16 protein-coding genes are annotated in these 15,339 nt (G+C 73.5%); 7 read left to right on the top strand and 9 right to left on the bottom strand.

Features of this window, described 5'->3' with window-relative positions; all coding sequences use genetic code 11:
- Nucleotides 1–149: 149 nt before the first annotated feature.
- On the bottom strand, nucleotides 150–512 hold the full coding sequence (locus ACFXA3_RS14695; RefSeq protein WP_385186781.1) for a hypothetical protein: 363 nt from the start codon (nucleotides 510–512) through the stop codon (nucleotides 150–152).
- Nucleotides 513–619: 107 nt separating this feature from the next.
- On the opposite strand from ACFXA3_RS14695, the gene ACFXA3_RS14690 reads away from it, so the two are divergent.
- The 3 genes from ACFXA3_RS14690 to ACFXA3_RS14680 all read left to right on the top strand — a co-directional run bounded on the left by ACFXA3_RS14690 (nucleotide 620) and on the right by ACFXA3_RS14680 (nucleotide 3,468).
- Nucleotides 620–964, top strand: a complete 345-nt coding sequence (locus ACFXA3_RS14690; RefSeq protein ID WP_385186780.1) for a hypothetical protein — start codon at nucleotides 620–622, stop codon at nucleotides 962–964.
- 147 nt (nucleotides 965–1,111) lie between these two features.
- On the top strand, nucleotides 1,112–2,383 hold the full coding sequence (locus tag ACFXA3_RS14685; RefSeq protein WP_385186778.1) for an Ig-like domain-containing protein: 1,272 nt from the start codon (nucleotides 1,112–1,114) through the stop codon (nucleotides 2,381–2,383).
- Nucleotides 2,384–2,496: 113 nt separating this feature from the next.
- On the top strand, nucleotides 2,497–3,468 hold the full coding sequence (locus ACFXA3_RS14680) for a GNAT family N-acetyltransferase (RefSeq protein ID WP_385186777.1): 972 nt from the start codon (nucleotides 2,497–2,499) through the stop codon (nucleotides 3,466–3,468).
- Here the strand turns inward: ACFXA3_RS14680 and ACFXA3_RS14675 are convergent.
- Nucleotides 3,458–4,387, bottom strand: a complete 930-nt coding sequence (locus ACFXA3_RS14675; RefSeq protein WP_385186775.1) for a helix-turn-helix transcriptional regulator — start codon at nucleotides 4,385–4,387, stop codon at nucleotides 3,458–3,460. The genes ACFXA3_RS14680 and ACFXA3_RS14675 overlap by 11 nt on opposite strands.
- A 177-nt stretch (nucleotides 4,388–4,564) precedes the next feature.
- On the opposite strand from ACFXA3_RS14675, the gene ACFXA3_RS14670 reads away from it, so the two are divergent.
- Entirely contained in the window at nucleotides 4,565–5,611 is a 1,047-nt protein-coding gene (locus ACFXA3_RS14670; RefSeq protein WP_385186774.1) for an NAD(P)-dependent alcohol dehydrogenase, read from the top strand.
- A gap of 69 nt (nucleotides 5,612–5,680) precedes the next feature.
- Here the strand turns inward: ACFXA3_RS14670 and msrA are convergent, their stop codons facing one another.
- The 4 genes from msrA to ACFXA3_RS14650 form a co-directional block, all read right to left on the bottom strand.
- Nucleotides 5,681–6,346, bottom strand: a complete 666-nt coding sequence (gene msrA / locus ACFXA3_RS14665) for a peptide-methionine (S)-S-oxide reductase MsrA (protein ID WP_385186773.1) — start codon at nucleotides 6,344–6,346, stop codon at nucleotides 5,681–5,683.
- A gap of 118 nt (nucleotides 6,347–6,464) precedes the next feature.
- The gene (locus ACFXA3_RS14660; protein ID WP_385186771.1) at nucleotides 6,465–7,604 is read right to left on the bottom strand and encodes a hypothetical protein; all 1,140 of its coding nucleotides are present in this window, start codon (nucleotides 7,602–7,604) and stop codon (nucleotides 6,465–6,467) included.
- Nucleotides 7,601–9,199, bottom strand: coding sequence for a M48 family metalloprotease (locus tag ACFXA3_RS14655; protein WP_385186770.1), 1,599 nt, complete (start codon nucleotides 9,197–9,199; stop codon nucleotides 7,601–7,603). Before ACFXA3_RS14655 ends, ACFXA3_RS14660 begins: the two co-directional genes overlap by 4 nt.
- A gap of 212 nt (nucleotides 9,200–9,411) precedes the next feature.
- Nucleotides 9,412–10,518: a hypothetical protein gene (locus tag ACFXA3_RS14650; protein ID WP_385186769.1), complete on the bottom strand. Its 1,107-nt coding sequence runs from the start codon at nucleotides 10,516–10,518 to the stop codon at nucleotides 9,412–9,414.
- Nucleotides 10,519–10,613: 95 nt separating this feature from the next.
- Between ACFXA3_RS14650 and ACFXA3_RS14645 the strand changes: the two genes are divergently transcribed.
- Nucleotides 10,614–11,771, top strand: coding sequence for a cystathionine gamma-synthase (locus ACFXA3_RS14645; protein WP_385186768.1), 1,158 nt, complete (start codon nucleotides 10,614–10,616; stop codon nucleotides 11,769–11,771).
- Between the two features lie 40 nt (nucleotides 11,772–11,811).
- On the opposite strand, the gene ACFXA3_RS14640 is transcribed toward ACFXA3_RS14645, so the two are convergent.
- The 3 genes from ACFXA3_RS14640 to ACFXA3_RS14630 are packed head-to-tail and all read right to left on the bottom strand — an operon-like array spanning nucleotide 11,812 to nucleotide 13,079.
- Nucleotides 11,812–12,063, bottom strand: coding sequence for a hypothetical protein (locus ACFXA3_RS14640; protein ID WP_385186766.1), 252 nt, complete (start codon nucleotides 12,061–12,063; stop codon nucleotides 11,812–11,814).
- Nucleotides 12,060–12,497 carry a sigma factor-like helix-turn-helix DNA-binding protein gene (locus ACFXA3_RS14635; protein WP_385186764.1) on the bottom strand — a complete coding sequence of 146 codons (438 nt, stop codon included), beginning with the start codon at nucleotides 12,495–12,497 and terminating at the stop codon, nucleotides 12,060–12,062. The genes ACFXA3_RS14640 and ACFXA3_RS14635 overlap by 4 nt, the downstream gene beginning before the upstream one ends.
- Before the next feature lie 60 nt (nucleotides 12,498–12,557).
- Complete coding sequence (locus tag ACFXA3_RS14630; protein ID WP_385186762.1) at nucleotides 12,558–13,079, bottom strand: MarR family winged helix-turn-helix transcriptional regulator; 522 nt, start codon at nucleotides 13,077–13,079, stop codon at nucleotides 12,558–12,560.
- Between the two features lie 356 nt (nucleotides 13,080–13,435).
- Between ACFXA3_RS14630 and ilvA the strand changes: the two genes are divergently transcribed.
- Complete coding sequence (gene ilvA, locus ACFXA3_RS14625) at nucleotides 13,436–14,671, top strand: threonine ammonia-lyase (RefSeq protein ID WP_385186759.1); 1,236 nt, start codon at nucleotides 13,436–13,438, stop codon at nucleotides 14,669–14,671.
- Nucleotides 14,672–14,795: 124 nt separating this feature from the next.
- Nucleotides 14,796–15,314 carry a hypothetical protein gene (locus ACFXA3_RS14620; RefSeq protein WP_385186756.1) on the top strand — a complete coding sequence of 173 codons (519 nt, stop codon included), beginning with the start codon at nucleotides 14,796–14,798 and terminating at the stop codon, nucleotides 15,312–15,314.
- Nucleotides 15,315–15,339 lie beyond the last annotated feature (25 nt).

Genomic DNA, 15,339 nt, shown 5'->3' with positions numbered 1-15,339 from the left:
CCCGCCCCCTTTCGGGGTGGGCGGGCCCGCCGGGTTGGGCGGGCCCGGGGGGGTGTGTTTTTGGCGTCAAACGGGCCCCCACGGGGCAAGACCCCCCGGGGGCGCCCCTTCGGCGTGTGCGGGGTCGCGTACGGCCCCTGCGCGCCCGGCTAGGCGCGCGAGCGGTGCACGGAGTACGTGACGAAACCGGCCCCGAGGCCCAGGCAGAGCGTGCCGCCCAGCAGGTACGGGGTGGTGTCGATGCCGCCGGTGTCGGCGAGCCCCGGCGAGCCCTGGCCGGCGCCCTGCGGGCCGCCGTCGGCGCCGTCGGCGGGGTCCGCCTCCAGGCCGGTGACCGATCCGGGCCCGGCGGCGTTCGCGGACTCCGGGGCGGCGGCCGAAGCGGAACCGGACGTGGTGGAACCGGCTCCCGCGGCCCCCGGTGCGGTGGCGTTGGCCGAGGGGACGAACCAGAGGGCGGCGAGGAGGGTGGTCGCTCCGAGAGCGGTGAGCAGCGGTCGACGTGCGGACACGGTGCGATCCCCCTTGCGGACGCAGCGAATTGGCCGTGTGCGGTGATGCTACGGACAAGGGCGGGTCGCGGGAAAGTCGGGGCTTCCGCGGGCTTACTCTCCGTCGTATGAACCCTTCTGACACATCACGGTACGTACGGCTTCGGGTGGATTTGGTACTGGAGGTGCCCGACCCCGAGGCGCTCACCGGGGCCGCACTCGCGCACATCGAAGCCGACGAGTTCATGCCGGACGAGGAGCGCGGCCACGCCGAGTCGGCCGTGCGGGAGGACGAATCGGAGGCGCTCGCGTACCTCGTCGACCCCACTGACCTGGTCGTGGACATCCCCGGCGTGGAGTTGGCGCAGGCCTCCTGGAGCAGCGAGCCCGTCGAGTACGACCCCGAGTCCATGGAGTGGGACCTGGGCGAGGAAGATGGGGAGTACGAGGAAGAGACGACCGACAACGCCTGACCGTGTGGTTGCACACATTCAAACGGAATGTGGAACCGATCCGGGCCTGCAACGCGTTGACTGGTGGGAGGCAGGGGGCATGTTCCCCTGCCCCGATCGGGGCACCGCCCGGCTGGAGCCGGGAGGAAGCTCGGGGGTTCGGCAACGATGGAGTGGCGTGTGAGGACGGACAGGAAGCGTCGGAGAAGGTCCCTGGTGGCCATATCCGCCGTGCTCGGTGGCGTGCTGGTTCTCTCGGCGTGCGGCGGTGGCGACGACAAGCCCACGGGCGGCGGGGACTCGAGCAGCAAGTCCCAGTCGGACGTGGACGCGGCCGCGGCCAAGGACACCTCCAAGGCCAAGATAACGATCACGCCGAAGGACGGGGCGACCAACGTCGGCCTGAACGACGCGACGAACGTCGCCGTCAGCGACGGCACGCTCACCGCGGTCGAGCTGAAGACCTCCGAAGGCGCGGCCGTGGCCGGCAAGATAGCCGCCGACGGCAAGAGCTGGAAGCCGGACGCCGCGCTGAAGCGCTCCACGAAGTACGCCCTGTCGGCGACCGCCAAGGACGCGAGCGGCAAGGAGGCGCACGAGAACACCTCGTTCACCACCGTCTCCCCGGAGAACAGCTTCGTCGGTTCGTTCATACCGGACGACGGCCAGACCGTCGGCGTGGGCATGCCGGTCTCGATCACCTTCAACAAGCCGATCAAGGACATGAAGGCCGTCCAGGCGGCGATCAGCGTCACCTCCAGCAGCGGCCAGGAGGTCGTCGGGCACTGGTTCAGCCCGCAGCGCCTGGACTTCCGCCCCGAGCAGTACTGGCAGGCGGGCTCCACCGTCACCCTGAAGCTCGCCCTCGAAGGCGTGCAGGGCGCCCCCGGCGTCCAGGGCGTGCAGAACCGCACGGCCACCTTCAAGATCGGCCGCAGCCAGGTCTCCACGGTCGACGCGAAGACGAAGAAGATGACCGTCACCCGCGACGGCGCGGTCCTCAAGACCATCCCGATCTCGGCGGGCTCCCCGGCGAACCCGACGTACAACGGCCAGATGGTGATCTCCGAGAAGTTCAAGGAGACCCGGATGGACGGCTCCACCGTGGGCTTCAAGAACAGCGAGGGCAAGGGCGAGTACGACATCAAGGACGTGCCGCACGCCATGCGGCTGTCCCAGTCCGGCACCTTCATCCACGGCAACTACTGGGGATCGGACTCGATCTTCGGCAGTGAGAACACCAGCCACGGCTGCGTCGGCCTGAACGACGCCCAGGGTGCCAACGACCCCAGCCAGCCCGCGGCCTGGTTCTACGACAACTCGCTCATCGGCGACGTCGTCACGGTGGTCAACTCGCCGGACAAGACCATCAAGCCGGACAACGGCCTCAACGGCTGGAACATGAGCTGGGCGGACTGGAAGGCCGGCACGGCCTCCTGACCCGGCCCGACGCCGGCACGGAACGGATGGCGGGGAGCCCCTGGCGGGCTCCCCGCCATCTGTCGTGCAAACCCCCGCGCGCGGACGCGGACCCCGGGCTAGGGTCCGTGATCATGACGATTCGCGCACTGAGCACGCCCCCTTCGGCCGCCGAGGCGGGGGCCTGGCTCGCGGTCCTGACCGCCGCCCACACGGTCGACCTGCCGCAGCTGCCGCCCCCGTCCCGGACGGAGGTCGTCGGACGGCTGAGCGTGGCACCGGCCCGCGGCCGCGCCGCACTGTGGGCGGCTGACGAAGGCGTCGCGGGCCTCCTGCTGTTCACCGACGAGGCCAACCGCCACACCGCCTTCCTCGACGTGCTGGCCGTGCACCCGCACGCGCGCCGACGCGGTCTCGGCACGGCCCTGTGGCAGCGGGTCCGCGAGGAGCTGCTCTCCGAGGGCCGCACCTCGGTCTCCGCCCTCGTGGACCTCGGCGGCCCGGGCGAGGCCTTCGCCCGCTCCCTGGGCTTCGAGAACGTCCTGCCGATGGCCTGGTACGTCCAGGACGTGATCGCCGCCCAGGACGCGGCGGCGGCCTTCCCGCCCGGGCCCCGGGTCCCGGAGGGCTACGACATGCTGTGCTGGCCCGGCCTCGTACCGGACGCCTGGGCGCCGGCGGCGGCCCGCGCCCACGCCGCGATGGAGGACGCACCGACCGGCGAACTCGACGAGCGCACCGAGGCCTGGACCGCGCAGCGCCTGCACGCGGCCCAGCAGCTCGTCCTGGACCGCGGGGGCGCCCTGACCACGGTCGCCGCGGTCACCCCCGACGGCGAGGTGGCGGCGTACACGGAACTGGTCCTCCCGGACCCGCAGGGCCCGCGCGCCCTCCAGTACGACACCGTGGTCGTCCCCGCGCACCGGGGCCGCGGCCTCGGCCGCGCGGTGAAGCTCCGCATGCTCGCCGAGGCGGCCGCCCGCCACCCGTCCCTGCGCACGGTCGGCACGACCGTGGCCGACGAGAACACGCCGATGCTGGCGGTGAACGAGGCCCTCGGCTACCGCCGCGAGCGCGCCACGGGGTACTTCCAGCTCACGCTGTAGCGGCGGGGTCGCGCGGGCCCGGCCGGCCCGGCGGCCCCTGCGGCGCGTTGCGCGCCCCCGCCTCCCCGGCGGGGGCCGACCACGACGCCAGCATCCGCAGGGCGTCCTGCGAGGGCGAGCCCGGCGCCGCGTGGTAGGTGACCAGGACCTGCGCCGAGTCGCCCGGCAGCACCAGCGTCTCGAAGGACAGCGACAGTTCGCCGACCAGCGGGTGGCGCAGCCGCTTCACCCCGTGCGTCTTGTTGTCCGCCAGCGTGTGCGCCGCCCACAGCCGGCGGAACTCCTCGTTCTTCACCGACAACTCGCCGACCAGCGCCGACAGCTGCTCATCGTCCGGGTGCTCGCCCGCGTACATGCGCAGACTGCTCACGACCCGGCAGGCCAGGCAGTCCCATTCCTCGTACAGCTCGGCCGCCGCCGGGTCCTGGAACACCATCCGCACCAGGTTCCGCTCCTGCGGCGGCAGCGCGCCGAAGTCCCCGAACACCGCCGCGGCCAGCCGGTTCCACCCGAGGACGTCCTGCCGCCGCCCCAGCAGGTACGCGGGCACCCCGTCCATCGCGTCCAGCAGCGTCCGCAGCTCGGGGCGGACCTGCTCCTGCCGGTGGGGCTGCCGGCGCGGCCTGCGCAGCCGGGGGCTGGCCAGGTGCGTCAGGTGGGCCGTCTCCGTGCCGTCCAGACGCAGCGCCCGCGCGATCGCGTCGAGCACCTCCGCCGACACGTTCTGCCCGTGCCCCTGTTCGAGCCGCGTGTAGTACGCCACCGAGACGCCCGCCAGCTGCGCCAGCTCCTCGCGGCGCAGCCCGGGCACGCGCCGGTGGCGCCCGTGGTCCGGCAGGCCCACGTCCGCGGGGCGCAGCCGCGCACGGCGGGAACGCAGGAACTCGCCGAGTTCGGCACGCTGATCGAGCTGGTCCATGACGCCAGTATCGCCGGGCGGGGCGGCCCGGCGCGGCGCTGTGCCTGACCCCGCCAGGGGTAGGACCACCGGTCCTAGGCAGAGCAGGGGTCTGGGTGCCGGGCGCCCGGCACGGCATCGTGGAAGGCGCCGCAGAACGTCAGCGGAACTTCAGCAGTGTTCGAGGAGCCTTCACCCATGTCCGTCACCCAGGTCGCCGCCTATGCAGCTCCCGCCGCCAAGGCCCCGCTGGAGCGCACCACCGTCCCGCGCCGCCCCGTCGGCGAGCACGACGTCCTCATCGAGATCAAGTACGCCGGCATCTGCCACTCCGACATCCACCAGGTCGGCGACGGCTGGGGCGAGGGCATCTACCCCATGGTCCCGGGCCACGAGATCGCCGGTGTCGTCGCCGAAGCCGGGCCGGGCGTCACCAAGTTCGCCGTCGGCGACCACGTCGGCGTCGGCTGCTTCGTCGACTCCTGCCGCACGTGCGCGTACTGCCTGCGCGGGCAGGAGCAGTACTGCGTCCGGGGCATGACCGGCACGTACAACTCCCGCGACGAGCAGGGCGAGCCCACGTACGGCGGCTACTCCACGCACGTCGTCGTCGACGAGAACTACACCGTCCGCATCCCCGACGGCCTGCCCCTGGACGTCGCCGCGCCGCTGCTGTGCGCCGGGATCACCCTGTACTCGCCGCTCAAGCACTGGCAGGCGGGCCCCGGCAAGAAGGTCGCGATCGTCGGTCTCGGTGGGCTCGGCCACATGGGCGTGAAGATCGCGGCCGCCCTCGGCGCCGAGGTCACCGTCCTGTCGCAGTCCCTGCGCAAGCAGGAGGACGGCCTGCGGCTCGGTGCCTCGCACTACCACGCCACCAGCGACGAGACCACGTTCGAGAAGCTGGCCGGCAGCTTCGACCTCGTCATCTCGACGGTGTCGGCCCCGCTGCGCCTGGACGCGTACCTCGGCCTGCTGAAGGTCGACGGCGCGCTGGTGAACGTCGGAGCCCCGGAGGAGCCGGTCGAGGTGAACCTCTTCTCGGTCATCACCGGCCGCAAGACGCTGGCCGGCTCGATGATCGGCGGCATCGCGGAGACCCAGGAAATGCTGGACTTCTGCGCCGAGCACGGACTGGGCTCGGAGATCGAACTGATCCGCGCCGACGAGATCAACGACGCCTACGAACGCGTCCTGGCCAGCGACGTCCGCTACCGCTTCGTCATCGACGCGTCCACGATCTGACCCGCCGCGCCAACGGCCCCCGGCGCCACCGCCCACCGGGGCGAGGGGCGCGCGGGGGGCCGGGACGGGTCAGCCGTCGGCCCTGGCCACGCCGATGGGGCAGGAGACGCCCGTGCCGCCGATGCCGCAGTAGCCGTCCGGGTTCTTGTCCAGGTACTGCTGGTGGTACGCCTCCGCCGGCCAGAAGGGGCGCTCCGCGGCCGGGAGGACCGCCGTCGTGATGTCGCCGTGGCCCGCGGACGCGAGGACCTGCTGGTACGCCGAGCGGGAGGCCTCGGCCTGCGCCTGCTGGGCTTCGGAGTGGGTGTACACCGCCGAGCGGTACTGGGTGCCGACGTCGTTGCCCTGGCGGAAGCCCTGGGTCGGGTTGTGGGACTCCCAGAACAGCTTCAGGAGCTCGGTGTAGGACACCTGCGCCGGGTCGAAGACCACGCGGACGACCTCGGTGTGGCCGGTCAGACCCGAGCAGACCTCTTCGTACGTCGGGTTCTCGGTGAAGCCGCCCTGGTAGCCGGCCAGCGTGGTCCACACCCCCGGGGTCTGCCAGAACTTGCGCTCCGCGCCCCAGAAGCAGCCCAGGCCGAAGTCGGCCACCTCCAGGTGCGCCGGGTAGGGGCCGGCCAGCGGGTTGCCGAGCACGGTGTGCTTCTCGGGCAGGCCGAAGAGCGGCTCCGCGCGGCCGGTCAGGGCCTCCTCGCGGGTGGGGAGCTCGGGGGTGCGGCGGTACGAGAACATGGATTCCCTCCTAGTGGTCCTCCTTTAACGGACGGGGGCGGGCCGGGATTCCCCCGTGCCCGCCCCCGCCCGGGACGTCACCGCAGCGTCATTTTTCGCGTCCTGCCCGCGCGGCCGCTCAGGACTCCAGCTCGGTGACCCGGACGGCCCAGTTGCGGGCGTGCAGGTACCGGCCTCGCGGGGAGCCCGCGTAGATCCAGGGCAGGGCGCCGATGTGCCCGTCGATCAGGCGGAACTGCTCCACCGCCTCGGCGTCCCGGTCCTGCCAGAACAGCAGCCACGCCAGGATGTGCCGCAGGCGCACCGCCCGCCGGTCGGCCGGGTCGGCCGCCGCCAGGTCCGCGAGCGCGGCGTCCACCGCGGCGACGACCTCCGGCTCCCGGAAGAAGGTCTCCGGGCGCAGGTCCCCGTCCCAGCTCTCCTGCTCCACGAACGCGATCAGCGGAAGCAGGGACAGCAGCTCGCCCGGGGCGCCGCCGGCCGCCGCCCGGCCCGCGAACTCCATGGCCAGCTCGTGCGAACCGCGCCACTTCGCCGACCAGTACTGCTGCGCCGAGGTGTGCGCCGACAGGTGCTTCGGGTCCCGGGAGACCACCTCCGACCACAGCTTCTCGTACTGCTCGTGGGGATAGCCGAGGCCGTAGCCGATCGGCAGCTCCACCACGTACGGGACCGGGTCGGCCGGGTCGGCGAGGCGCTGGGCCTCCTGGGCCGCCGTGCGCGCCTTGAGCAGCAGCTCGTGGAAGAGCCGGAACTGCTCCTGGGTCGTGCGGCTGCCCGCCTGGCTGCCGCGGACGTTCCAGGCCACCTGCACCGCGGTGTCCGCCTCGACCAGTGCCGCGGTGGGATCCGCCGGGCGGCCCGCCTGCCAGGCCAGCAGCCAGGCGTCGTCCTGCGCGGCGACCTCGGAGAGGGCCCGCACGCGCTGCCAGCGCTCCTCCCAGTCGCTGCCTGCCTCCGCGATGTACGCGGCGCCCGCCTCCCAGTCACCGGCCGCGACGGCGGCCGCGGCGGCGGTCCGCCCGGCAGGTACGGGCTGTGCGTTCTCGGTGTCGAGGTCCTCCTCGGCGACGAAGCCGAGCGCGACGACCGCGGCCGCCTCGCGGGCCTTCTTCTCGGCCTTGGCGGCCTCCTCGCGGTCCGGTGCGCCGGCCGGGGCGGCCGCGGCGGGGGCCTTCTTCTTGGTCCGGCCGGTGAAGTACTGGTACGCACCGCCGACGATCAGCGCTACGAGGACGAAGATCAGCTTGTCGGTCACGGGGCGAGCACCAGCTTTCGCAGCGGTTCGGTGTCGGGACGGTCGGCGACGGCCGCGTCCACGGCGCCGGCCAGTTCATCGGCGAAGGCCTCGTGCGGGTAGCGCAGCGCGGCCGAGTCGCTCCAGGACAGCTCCCAGCGGGCCCGGCCCCGCTCGGTCAGCTCGATGTCGGCGAGCCGGCTCACGGCCCGGCGCAGCACCGGGCGGGCGAACTCGCGGGCGGTGCGGCCGGTGGCGGCGGCGGCCTCGTCGGACTTCGGGAGGCGGTCGCCGATCCGCCAGAGCACGGCCGGGTCCGCGTCGACCGCGTCGAGCAGTGCGCCGAGGCCGGGGCCCGCGCCCTCGGCGGCGAGGGCCTCGCGGAACTCCTGCGCGCCCTGGCCGACGTACCGGGTCATGCTCTCGTGGACGAGGTCCGCCCAGTCCAGCCGGGTCAGCGCGAGTGCCTGGGGGGTCAGGACCGCCTGCTCCAGCGCGGCCAGCGCGGCCTCCGGGGAGGCGAGCAACTGCAGCGCGGGGCGGGCGTCCTGGCCGCCGCGGCCGTCGTCCGGCAGGGCCTCGATGCGGGCCACGCGTTCGGCGAGCGCGGGGTGGGAGTCGTACGGGGACGCCGGCTCGGTGGACAGGTCGCGGCGCAGGTCCTCCAGTTCCTCCGTGCGGGCGTCGAGGAGCCGGCGCAGGCCGCCGTAGACCTGGCCGGGGAGCGGCAGCAGGCCGGCGCCGACGCCGAGGGTGGCGTACGAGTCCATGTAGAAGCCGTGCGCGGGGCCGAGGGCGTTGAGCTCGCGCAGCGCGGAGGCGGCGGAGTCGCGGCCGGCGACGCGGACCGAGGCGAGGTCGGCGGCGAGTTCCTGGCGGCGGCTGCCCGCGAGGGTGGCGCGCATGTAGAAGTTCCCGTACGCCGTGTAGATCTTCGCCATGGACCGGTACATGGCGCCCTGGCCGGAGGTGTCGACCTCCTTGGCCTTCTTGCCCTTCGCGAGCCGCTTCTCGGCGGCCTTCTCCTGCCGGGCGCGCTCCTTGGCGACCTTGCTGTCGGCGCGTTCGTGGAAGTGCCCGATGGTGCGGATCAGCTGGGCGCGGCCGCGGGCGATCAGCGGGGTGAGGCGGGTGTCGAGGTTGGCGTAGTGGCCCATCTCGTGGGCGAGGACGGCGCGCAGCTGCATCTCGTCCAGGCCGGTCATCAGGGGCAGGCCGAGGTAGAGGCGGCGGGTGCCGGGCAGCAGGCCGAGCAGCCGGGCGTCCTCGCTGACGGCCGCGTTGACCTCGTCGATCAGCAGGATCTCGTCGGGGGCGCGGGTGCCGACCTGGGCGGCGATGTCACGGACCGTCTGCCACAGGACGGGCTCCTGCTGCTCGGTGACGGGCACGCCGGGCAGCGGGTCGCCCTTGGGCGTGCGGAGCATGAACATGCCGCGCACGATCGGGACCGCGAGGACCACCGAGACGATGAGGATCTTGCCGGCGACGCCGCCGTGCAGCCAGGTGACGGTGGCCCAGTCGGCGGCGGCGAGCACGGCCAGCAGGATGAGGCCGAGCAGATAGAAGCCTGCGAGCAGGACGAGGGCGCGCAGCGCGCGCAGTGAAGCGCCCATGTAGGACGGGTCCCCCCGGGAGACGGTGCGATGTTTACGCGCACCTTATGCGGGGCGGACGGGTCTGACGAGAGCAGGGGTGCACCCCGTTCCGCGCCCCGGGGCGGGGTGCGCGGGTGCGTCCTCCTATGTCCGTTCCAGCACCGTTCAGGCACCGTTCCCGCAGGTCCCGCCGCCGCCACCGGCCCGCGGGACCTGCGACGACCGCCGCGTCAGTGCGGCAGCGTCGCCGGGGAGCCGCCGTTGGCCTCGTAGCCCGCCACCGCCAGCGCGCGGTACACCGCGTACTGCGCCGCCGGGTCCGCCGAGGCCGACCAGGGCAGGGCGCCGACGCAGCCGTCGATGTGGCGGACCTGCTCCATCGCCTCCGCCCAGCGCTCCATCGGCACCAGGCACCACAGCAGCATGTGCCGTACGTGCGCGAGCATCGGGTCGTCCGGGCGCGCGGTGTGCACCGCGTACAGGGCACCCTCCACGGCGCGGGTCACCACCGCGCTCTGCCAGAAGTTCGTCAGCACGACCTCCGGCACGTGCTCGTACACCGCGAACAGCGGCAGCGCCGCCAGCAGCGAGCCCTGCGGGGCGCGGGCCGCCGCCGCGTGCGCGAAGGCGTCCGCCTTCTCCCGCGAGCCGTGCCACTTCTCGCACCAGTAGTGCAGCGCCGCCAGGTGCGCGCCCATGTGCGCCGGCGCCACGTCGATCACCTTCGCCCAGAGCGCGTCGAACTCCGCCTCCGCATACCCGAGCGCCCGCGCCACCGCCAGCTCCGTGATGTACGGGACGGGGTCGCCGGGGGCGAGCAGCGCCGCCTTGCGGCACGCCTCCCGGGCCTCCTCCAGGATGATCCGGTGGTCCGTGGAGCCCACCCCGCCCGAATGCCGCCACGCCTGCTGCACCAGCAGTTCCGCGTGCACCTGCGCGCCGCCCGCGTCCTTCTCGGCCTCCAGCCGCCAGGCCTTCAGCCACCCCGCGCCGACCCCGGGTTCGGCCACCAGCTCCAGGGCCGCGGCCCCGCCGAAGGCCTGGACGCGCTGCCAGCGCAGCTCGCCCTCCTTGGGGGTGCCGGCCAGCAGCTGGGACGCGGCCTGCCACCGGCCGGTGCGCTGCACGGCCTCCAGGGCGTCCATCAGGTCCTCGTCCGGGCCAGGGACCCGGAGGTCGAGGTGTTCCTGGCGGGCGAATCCGTAGTTCTCCGGGTCGGCCGCGTCGGGGCTGCCCGGTGCGACCAGGCGTACGCCGCCGCCCCGCCGGCGCCGTATGTACGGGCTGAAAGCGGCCACGAGCAGGCCCATCGCGAGCAGGAACCACAGAATCTCCATGCCCCCCAGCGAACCAGACGCACCCGCGCAAAGGCCAATGCCGGACCGGTGGGTGTGCGGTGGGCGCGTCGGCGGCCGGGGCTTAGGCTCTGCCCATGAGCGACGACAGCCACGAGCACCAGAGCTTCGAGACCCGCGCGATCCACGCGGGCAACACGGCGGACCCGCAGACCGGCGCGGTCGTGCCCCCGATCTACCAGGTGTCGACGTACAAGCAGGACGGCGTCGGCGGACTGCGCGGCGGTTACGAGTACAGCCGCAGCGCGAACCCGACCCGTACCGCGCTGGAGGAGAACCTCGCGGCGCTGGAGGGCGGCCGGCGCGGCCTCGCCTTCGCGTCCGGGCTCGCCGCGGAGGACTGCCTGCTGCGCACGCTCCTCGCCCCGGGCGACCACGTGGTCATCCCGAACGACGCCTACGGCGGCACGTTCCGCCTGTTCGCGAAGGTCGTCTCCCGCTGGGGCGTGGAGTGGTCGGTGGCCGACACCTCCGACCCGGAGTCGGTGCGGGCCGCACTGACCCCGAAGACGAAGGTCATCTGGGTCGAGACCCCGTCCAACCCGCTGCTCGGCATCACCGACATCGCCGTCGTCGCCGACATCGCGCGTTCGGCCGGCGCCAAGCTGGTCGTGGACAACACCTTCGCCTCCCCCTACCTCCAGCAGCCCCTCGCGCTCGGCGCGGACGTGGTCGTGCACTCGCTGACCAAGTACATGGGCGGCCACTCCGACGTCGTCGGCGGCGCGCTGGTCACCGCCGACGCGGCGCTGGGCGAGGAACTGGCCTACCACCAGAACGCGATGGGCGCCGTGGCCGGCCCCTTCGACTCCTGGATCGTGCTGCGCGGCATCAAGACGCTGGCCGTCCGCATGGACCGGCACGCGGAGAACGCGACGAAGGTCGCCGACATGCTGACCCGCCACCCCAAGGTCCACAAGGTCCTCTACCCGGGCCTGCCCGGGCACCCGGGCCACGAGGTCGCCGCCAAGCAGATGCGCAACTTCGGCGGCATGATCTCCTTCCAGGTCACCGGCGGCGAGGAGGAGGCCGTCGCGGTCTGCGCCCGCACCAGGATCTTCACGCTGGCCGAGTCGCTCGGCGGCGTCGAGTCCCTCATCGAGCACCCGGGCCGCATGACCCACGCCTCGGTGGCCGGTTCGGCCCTGGAGGTCCCGGCGGACCTGATCCGTGTCTCGGTCGGCATCGAGAACGCCGACGACCTGATCGCGGACCTGACCCAGGCCCTCGGCTAGCAGTCCCGTACGCACGGGAGCAACGGCCGCCGGGCGGTGGCTACCAGCCCTCCAGGGGCGGGGAGACACCGCTCGGCGGCACCTCCCACGGGCGGACCAGCCACGCCCACACCGCGAAGGCCACCGCGGCCGCGCACAGCAGCGTCCAGCCGGCCCGGCGCAGGGCCCGGCGGCGGCGCAGCATCCGGCCCCCGCGGGCCGCGGCACTCGCCGCCAGCCCGGCCGGGACCACCGGGTGGGGGCCCTCCAGCAGTTGCCTGACCCGGTCCTCCTTGCGGTCGGCGGCGCTCACGCGGCCTCCCGGGAGCGCACCGCGGACACGGCCCTGGTGCACACCGCCCGGACCCGCTCGACCGGCAGCCCCAGCTGGGCGGCGGTGACCTCCTCCGCGACGCCCTCGTACACGCGCAGGACCAGGACGAGCCGTTCCAGCGGGCCGAGGGGCGCGAGGAGCCCCGTACCGCCGTGGTGGTGCCGGCCGGTGCGGGCGAAGGCGGCGCACAGCTCCCGGCGGGTGTGGTCGTACGGGTCGTCACGGCGCACCCGGCGCCAGTCGGCGTACGTACGGGCCAGCGCGCCCGAGAGCAGCCGGCGGGCGGCGACGGGCTCCGCCTCCGGCTCGGCCGTCAGCAGGACGGCGACGTGCAGCAGCCGCCCCGCCGCGCCCGCGACGAAGGCTTCGAACTCCGCGTAGGCGCGCCGCCCGTGGTCGTCCACAGGCCTCATAGTGCGGGCAGCGGGACCGCCCCGGTCAAGAGGTCGGACGGCCCCGGCTCGCACGGGACTTCAGGAAGCGGGGCCCGCCTCGGAGGCGGCGCCCATGAGCTCCGACAGCGAGCCGTTGAAACGGGTCAGCAGCGAGGTGAACGACACCCGTTCGTCCTCGGTCCAGCCGTCGGTCACGCGGGCCATCAGCTCGCGCCGCGAGGAGCGGACCTCCTCCAGCCGGGCGAGGCCGCGCGGGGAGAGCGCGAGGACCACGGCCCGCCCGTCCTCCGGGTGCGAGGTCCGCTTGACCAGGCCGCCGTCGACGAGCGGCGCGACCTGGCGGGTGACGGTGGAGGAGTCGATGCCCATGCCGCAGGCGAGCGCCTTGACGCCCATCGGGCCTTCCAGGTCGAGCCGGTTCAGCAGCAGGTACGCGGCGCGGTCCATCGAGTTGCGCGCCTGGCCGACGCCGCCCAGGCGGGTCTGCTCGGCACGCCGGGCGAAGACGGCCACCTGGTGCTGGAGCGAGTCGAGGAGACCGGCTTCGGCGGACGCCTCGGCCGCCGTGGGCAGGTCGGAATTGGCCGGTGTGGAAGGCATGGCCGTGAGCTCTCTTCGCGTGGGGCCGACAAGGATGGGGGACAGAGTACGCGGCCGTCGGGCGCCCCGTACGCCTCGTACGAGAACTGATACGGGCCGTGCTGGGCGAGCCCCGGAGGCCGTCCAGGATGGCGGGATTTCGCCCCCTGTGGGCCCCTCTGGGCCGCCGGGCCGGCCCCTGGCACGGGGTGCCGCAGGCCCTTGCACGAGGTGCCGCCGGCCTTTGTGCGAGGTGCCGCCCACCCGCTGCGGAGGGCCGGATTCCGCGGCCGGTTCCACAGCCGGCCGCCCAGTCGGTTCCGTGGCCGGTTCCGCGGCCCGGGGCCGCGGTCCGCGAGGGCTGCGAGACTGGCGGCATGAACTACCGCGTGCCCGTGCCCGTCCCGCAGGTCATCCTCGACGACGTCCGGGGGGCCCAGAAGATGCTCTCGGGCGTCGCCCGGGTCACGCCGATGGAAAACAGCCGGCACCTCTCCGCCCTCACCGGCTCCCCGGTCCACTTCAAGTGCGAGAACCTCCAGCGGACCGGCTCCTTCAAGCTCCGCGGCGCCTATGTGCGCATCTCCGGTCTGCGCCCCGAGCAGCGGGCCGCCGGCGTGGTCGCGGCCAGCGCCGGCAACCACGCGCAGGGCGTCGCCCTCGCCTCCTCCCTCCTCGGCGTCCGCTCGACGGTGTTCATGCCGGTCGGGGCGCCGCTGCCGAAGGTGGCGGCGACCCGGGAGTACGGCGCCGAGGTCCGCATGTACGGGCAGGTCGTCGACGAGACCCTGGCCGCGGCCCAGGACTACGCGGACCGCACGGGGGCGGTGTTCATCCACCCGTTCGACCACCGGGACGTCATCGCCGGCCAGGGCACGGTCGGCCTGGAGATCCTGGAGCAGTGCCCGGAGGTCAAGACGATCCTCGTCGGCATCGGCGGCGGCGGCCTCGCGGCGGGCATCGCGGTCGCGGTGAAGGCGCTGCGGCCCGACGTCAAGGTGATCGGCGTCCAGGCGGAGGGCGCGGCCGCCTACCCGCCCTCGCTGCGGGTCGGGCACCCCGTGTCGATCGACGAGCCGGTCACGATGGCCGACGGCATCAAGGTGGGCCGGCCCGGCGACGTCCCCTTCCGCATCATCGCGGAGCTCCTCGACGGCGTCCGCACCGTCTCGGAGGACGCCCTCTCCAGCGCCCTGCTGCACTGCCTGGAGCGCGCCAAGCTGGTCGTCGAGCCGGCCGGGTGCAGCCCCGTCGCCGCCCTGCTGGGCCGGCCCGAGCTGTACGGGGGCGGCGGCCCGGTGGTGGCGGTGCTGTCCGGCGGGAACGTCGACCCGCTGCTGCTCCAGCGGATCCTGCGGCACGGCATGGCGGCGGCCGGCCGCTACCTCTCGCTGCGGCTGCGCGTGGCCGACCGGCCGGGGGCGCTGGCCGGGCTCCTGGGCGTGCTGTCGGGGGTGGACGCGAACGTGCTGGACGTGAGCCACGTACGGACCGACCCCCGGCTCGGGCTCACGGAGGTGGAGGTGGAGCTGCGCCTGGAGACGAAGGGCCCGGAGCACTGCGCCGAGGTCGCGCGGTCGCTGCACGCGGCCGGTTACACGGTGATGGGTTAGCTCTCGTCCCCGTTCGTCCCCTCCGCCCGTGGACCACGTGTGCGGAAATGGTGATACGGGTGTGCGGAATCCGGCCGGGTGTGTGAGACTCCCGGCCACATTCACATGGGGTGGGAGTCTCTCCGTGCACATTCGCGTCAGGCCGCAGACGGCGGCAGTCATCACTCTGGCCGCGTCCGCGGCCCTGGTCCTCGCGGGCTGCTCGTCCGCCGACGACTCCGGTTCTTCGGCGTCCAAGGCGGGCTCCGCCCAGTCGCAGTCCGCCAAATCCTCCGCGAAGCCCACGGCCAAGGCGACCGGGGCGCCACTGAGCCGGGACGCCGTGGACGATGAGGTCAGATCCTCGCTGCGCGCCGCGGGCCTGGACCCCGAGAAGGGGAAGGGCTCGGGCGACACGAAGGGCACGAAGAACGCCAGCCTGGTCGACTGGACCGCGGTCCTCAGCACGCAGCAGGCGGACTGGGCCCTGCCGCGGTTCGGCGAGCAGCTCCAGCACCTCGGCTGGCGGGAGACGGCCCCGCAGAGCTACGAGAAGACGGACTGGGTGCTGCTCGTCGGCAGCACGAAGCAGGCGAACACGGTGACCCTGAAATCGGGCGAGAGCCTGCTCACCGTGAACGTCACCTACCTCGGCGCGGGCTGACGCGCGCCCGGGCGGTGCGGCCGCC

Source organism: Streptomyces sp. NPDC059456 (assembly GCF_042750055.1).
GTDB lineage: Bacteria > Actinomycetota > Actinomycetes > Streptomycetales > Streptomycetaceae > Streptomyces.
Note: the sequence above shows the minus strand (reverse complement) of the source record. Positions and strands in the feature narration are given on the sequence as shown.

Bases quoted from the DNA above. Each gene is read 5' to 3' on its own strand.
- ACFXA3_RS14690 (WP_385186780.1), top strand. From the start codon at position 620: ATGAACCCTTCTGACACATCACGGTACGTACGGCTTCGGGTGGATTTG.
- ACFXA3_RS14685 (WP_385186778.1), top strand. From the start codon at position 1,112: ATGGAGTGGCGTGTGAGGACGGACAGGAAGCGTCGGAGAAGGTCCCTG.
- ACFXA3_RS14680 (WP_385186777.1), top strand. From the start codon at position 2,497: ATGACGATTCGCGCACTGAGCACGCCCCCTTCGGCCGCCGAGGCGGGG.
- ACFXA3_RS14675 (WP_385186775.1), bottom strand. From the start codon at position 4,387: ATGGACCAGCTCGATCAGCGTGCCGAACTCGGCGAGTTCCTGCGTTCC.
- ACFXA3_RS14670 (WP_385186774.1), top strand. From the start codon at position 4,565: ATGTCCGTCACCCAGGTCGCCGCCTATGCAGCTCCCGCCGCCAAGGCC.
- msrA (WP_385186773.1), bottom strand. From the start codon at position 6,346: ATGTTCTCGTACCGCCGCACCCCCGAGCTCCCCACCCGCGAGGAGGCC.
- ACFXA3_RS14655 (WP_385186770.1), bottom strand. From the start codon at position 9,199: ATGGGCGCTTCACTGCGCGCGCTGCGCGCCCTCGTCCTGCTCGCAGGC.
- ACFXA3_RS14650 (WP_385186769.1), bottom strand. From the start codon at position 10,518: ATGGAGATTCTGTGGTTCCTGCTCGCGATGGGCCTGCTCGTGGCCGCT.
- ACFXA3_RS14645 (WP_385186768.1), top strand. From the start codon at position 10,614: ATGAGCGACGACAGCCACGAGCACCAGAGCTTCGAGACCCGCGCGATC.
- ACFXA3_RS14635 (WP_385186764.1), bottom strand. From the start codon at position 12,497: ATGAGGCCTGTGGACGACCACGGGCGGCGCGCCTACGCGGAGTTCGAA.
- ACFXA3_RS14630 (WP_385186762.1), bottom strand. From the start codon at position 13,079: ATGCCTTCCACACCGGCCAATTCCGACCTGCCCACGGCGGCCGAGGCG.
- ilvA (WP_385186759.1), top strand. From the start codon at position 13,436: ATGAACTACCGCGTGCCCGTGCCCGTCCCGCAGGTCATCCTCGACGAC.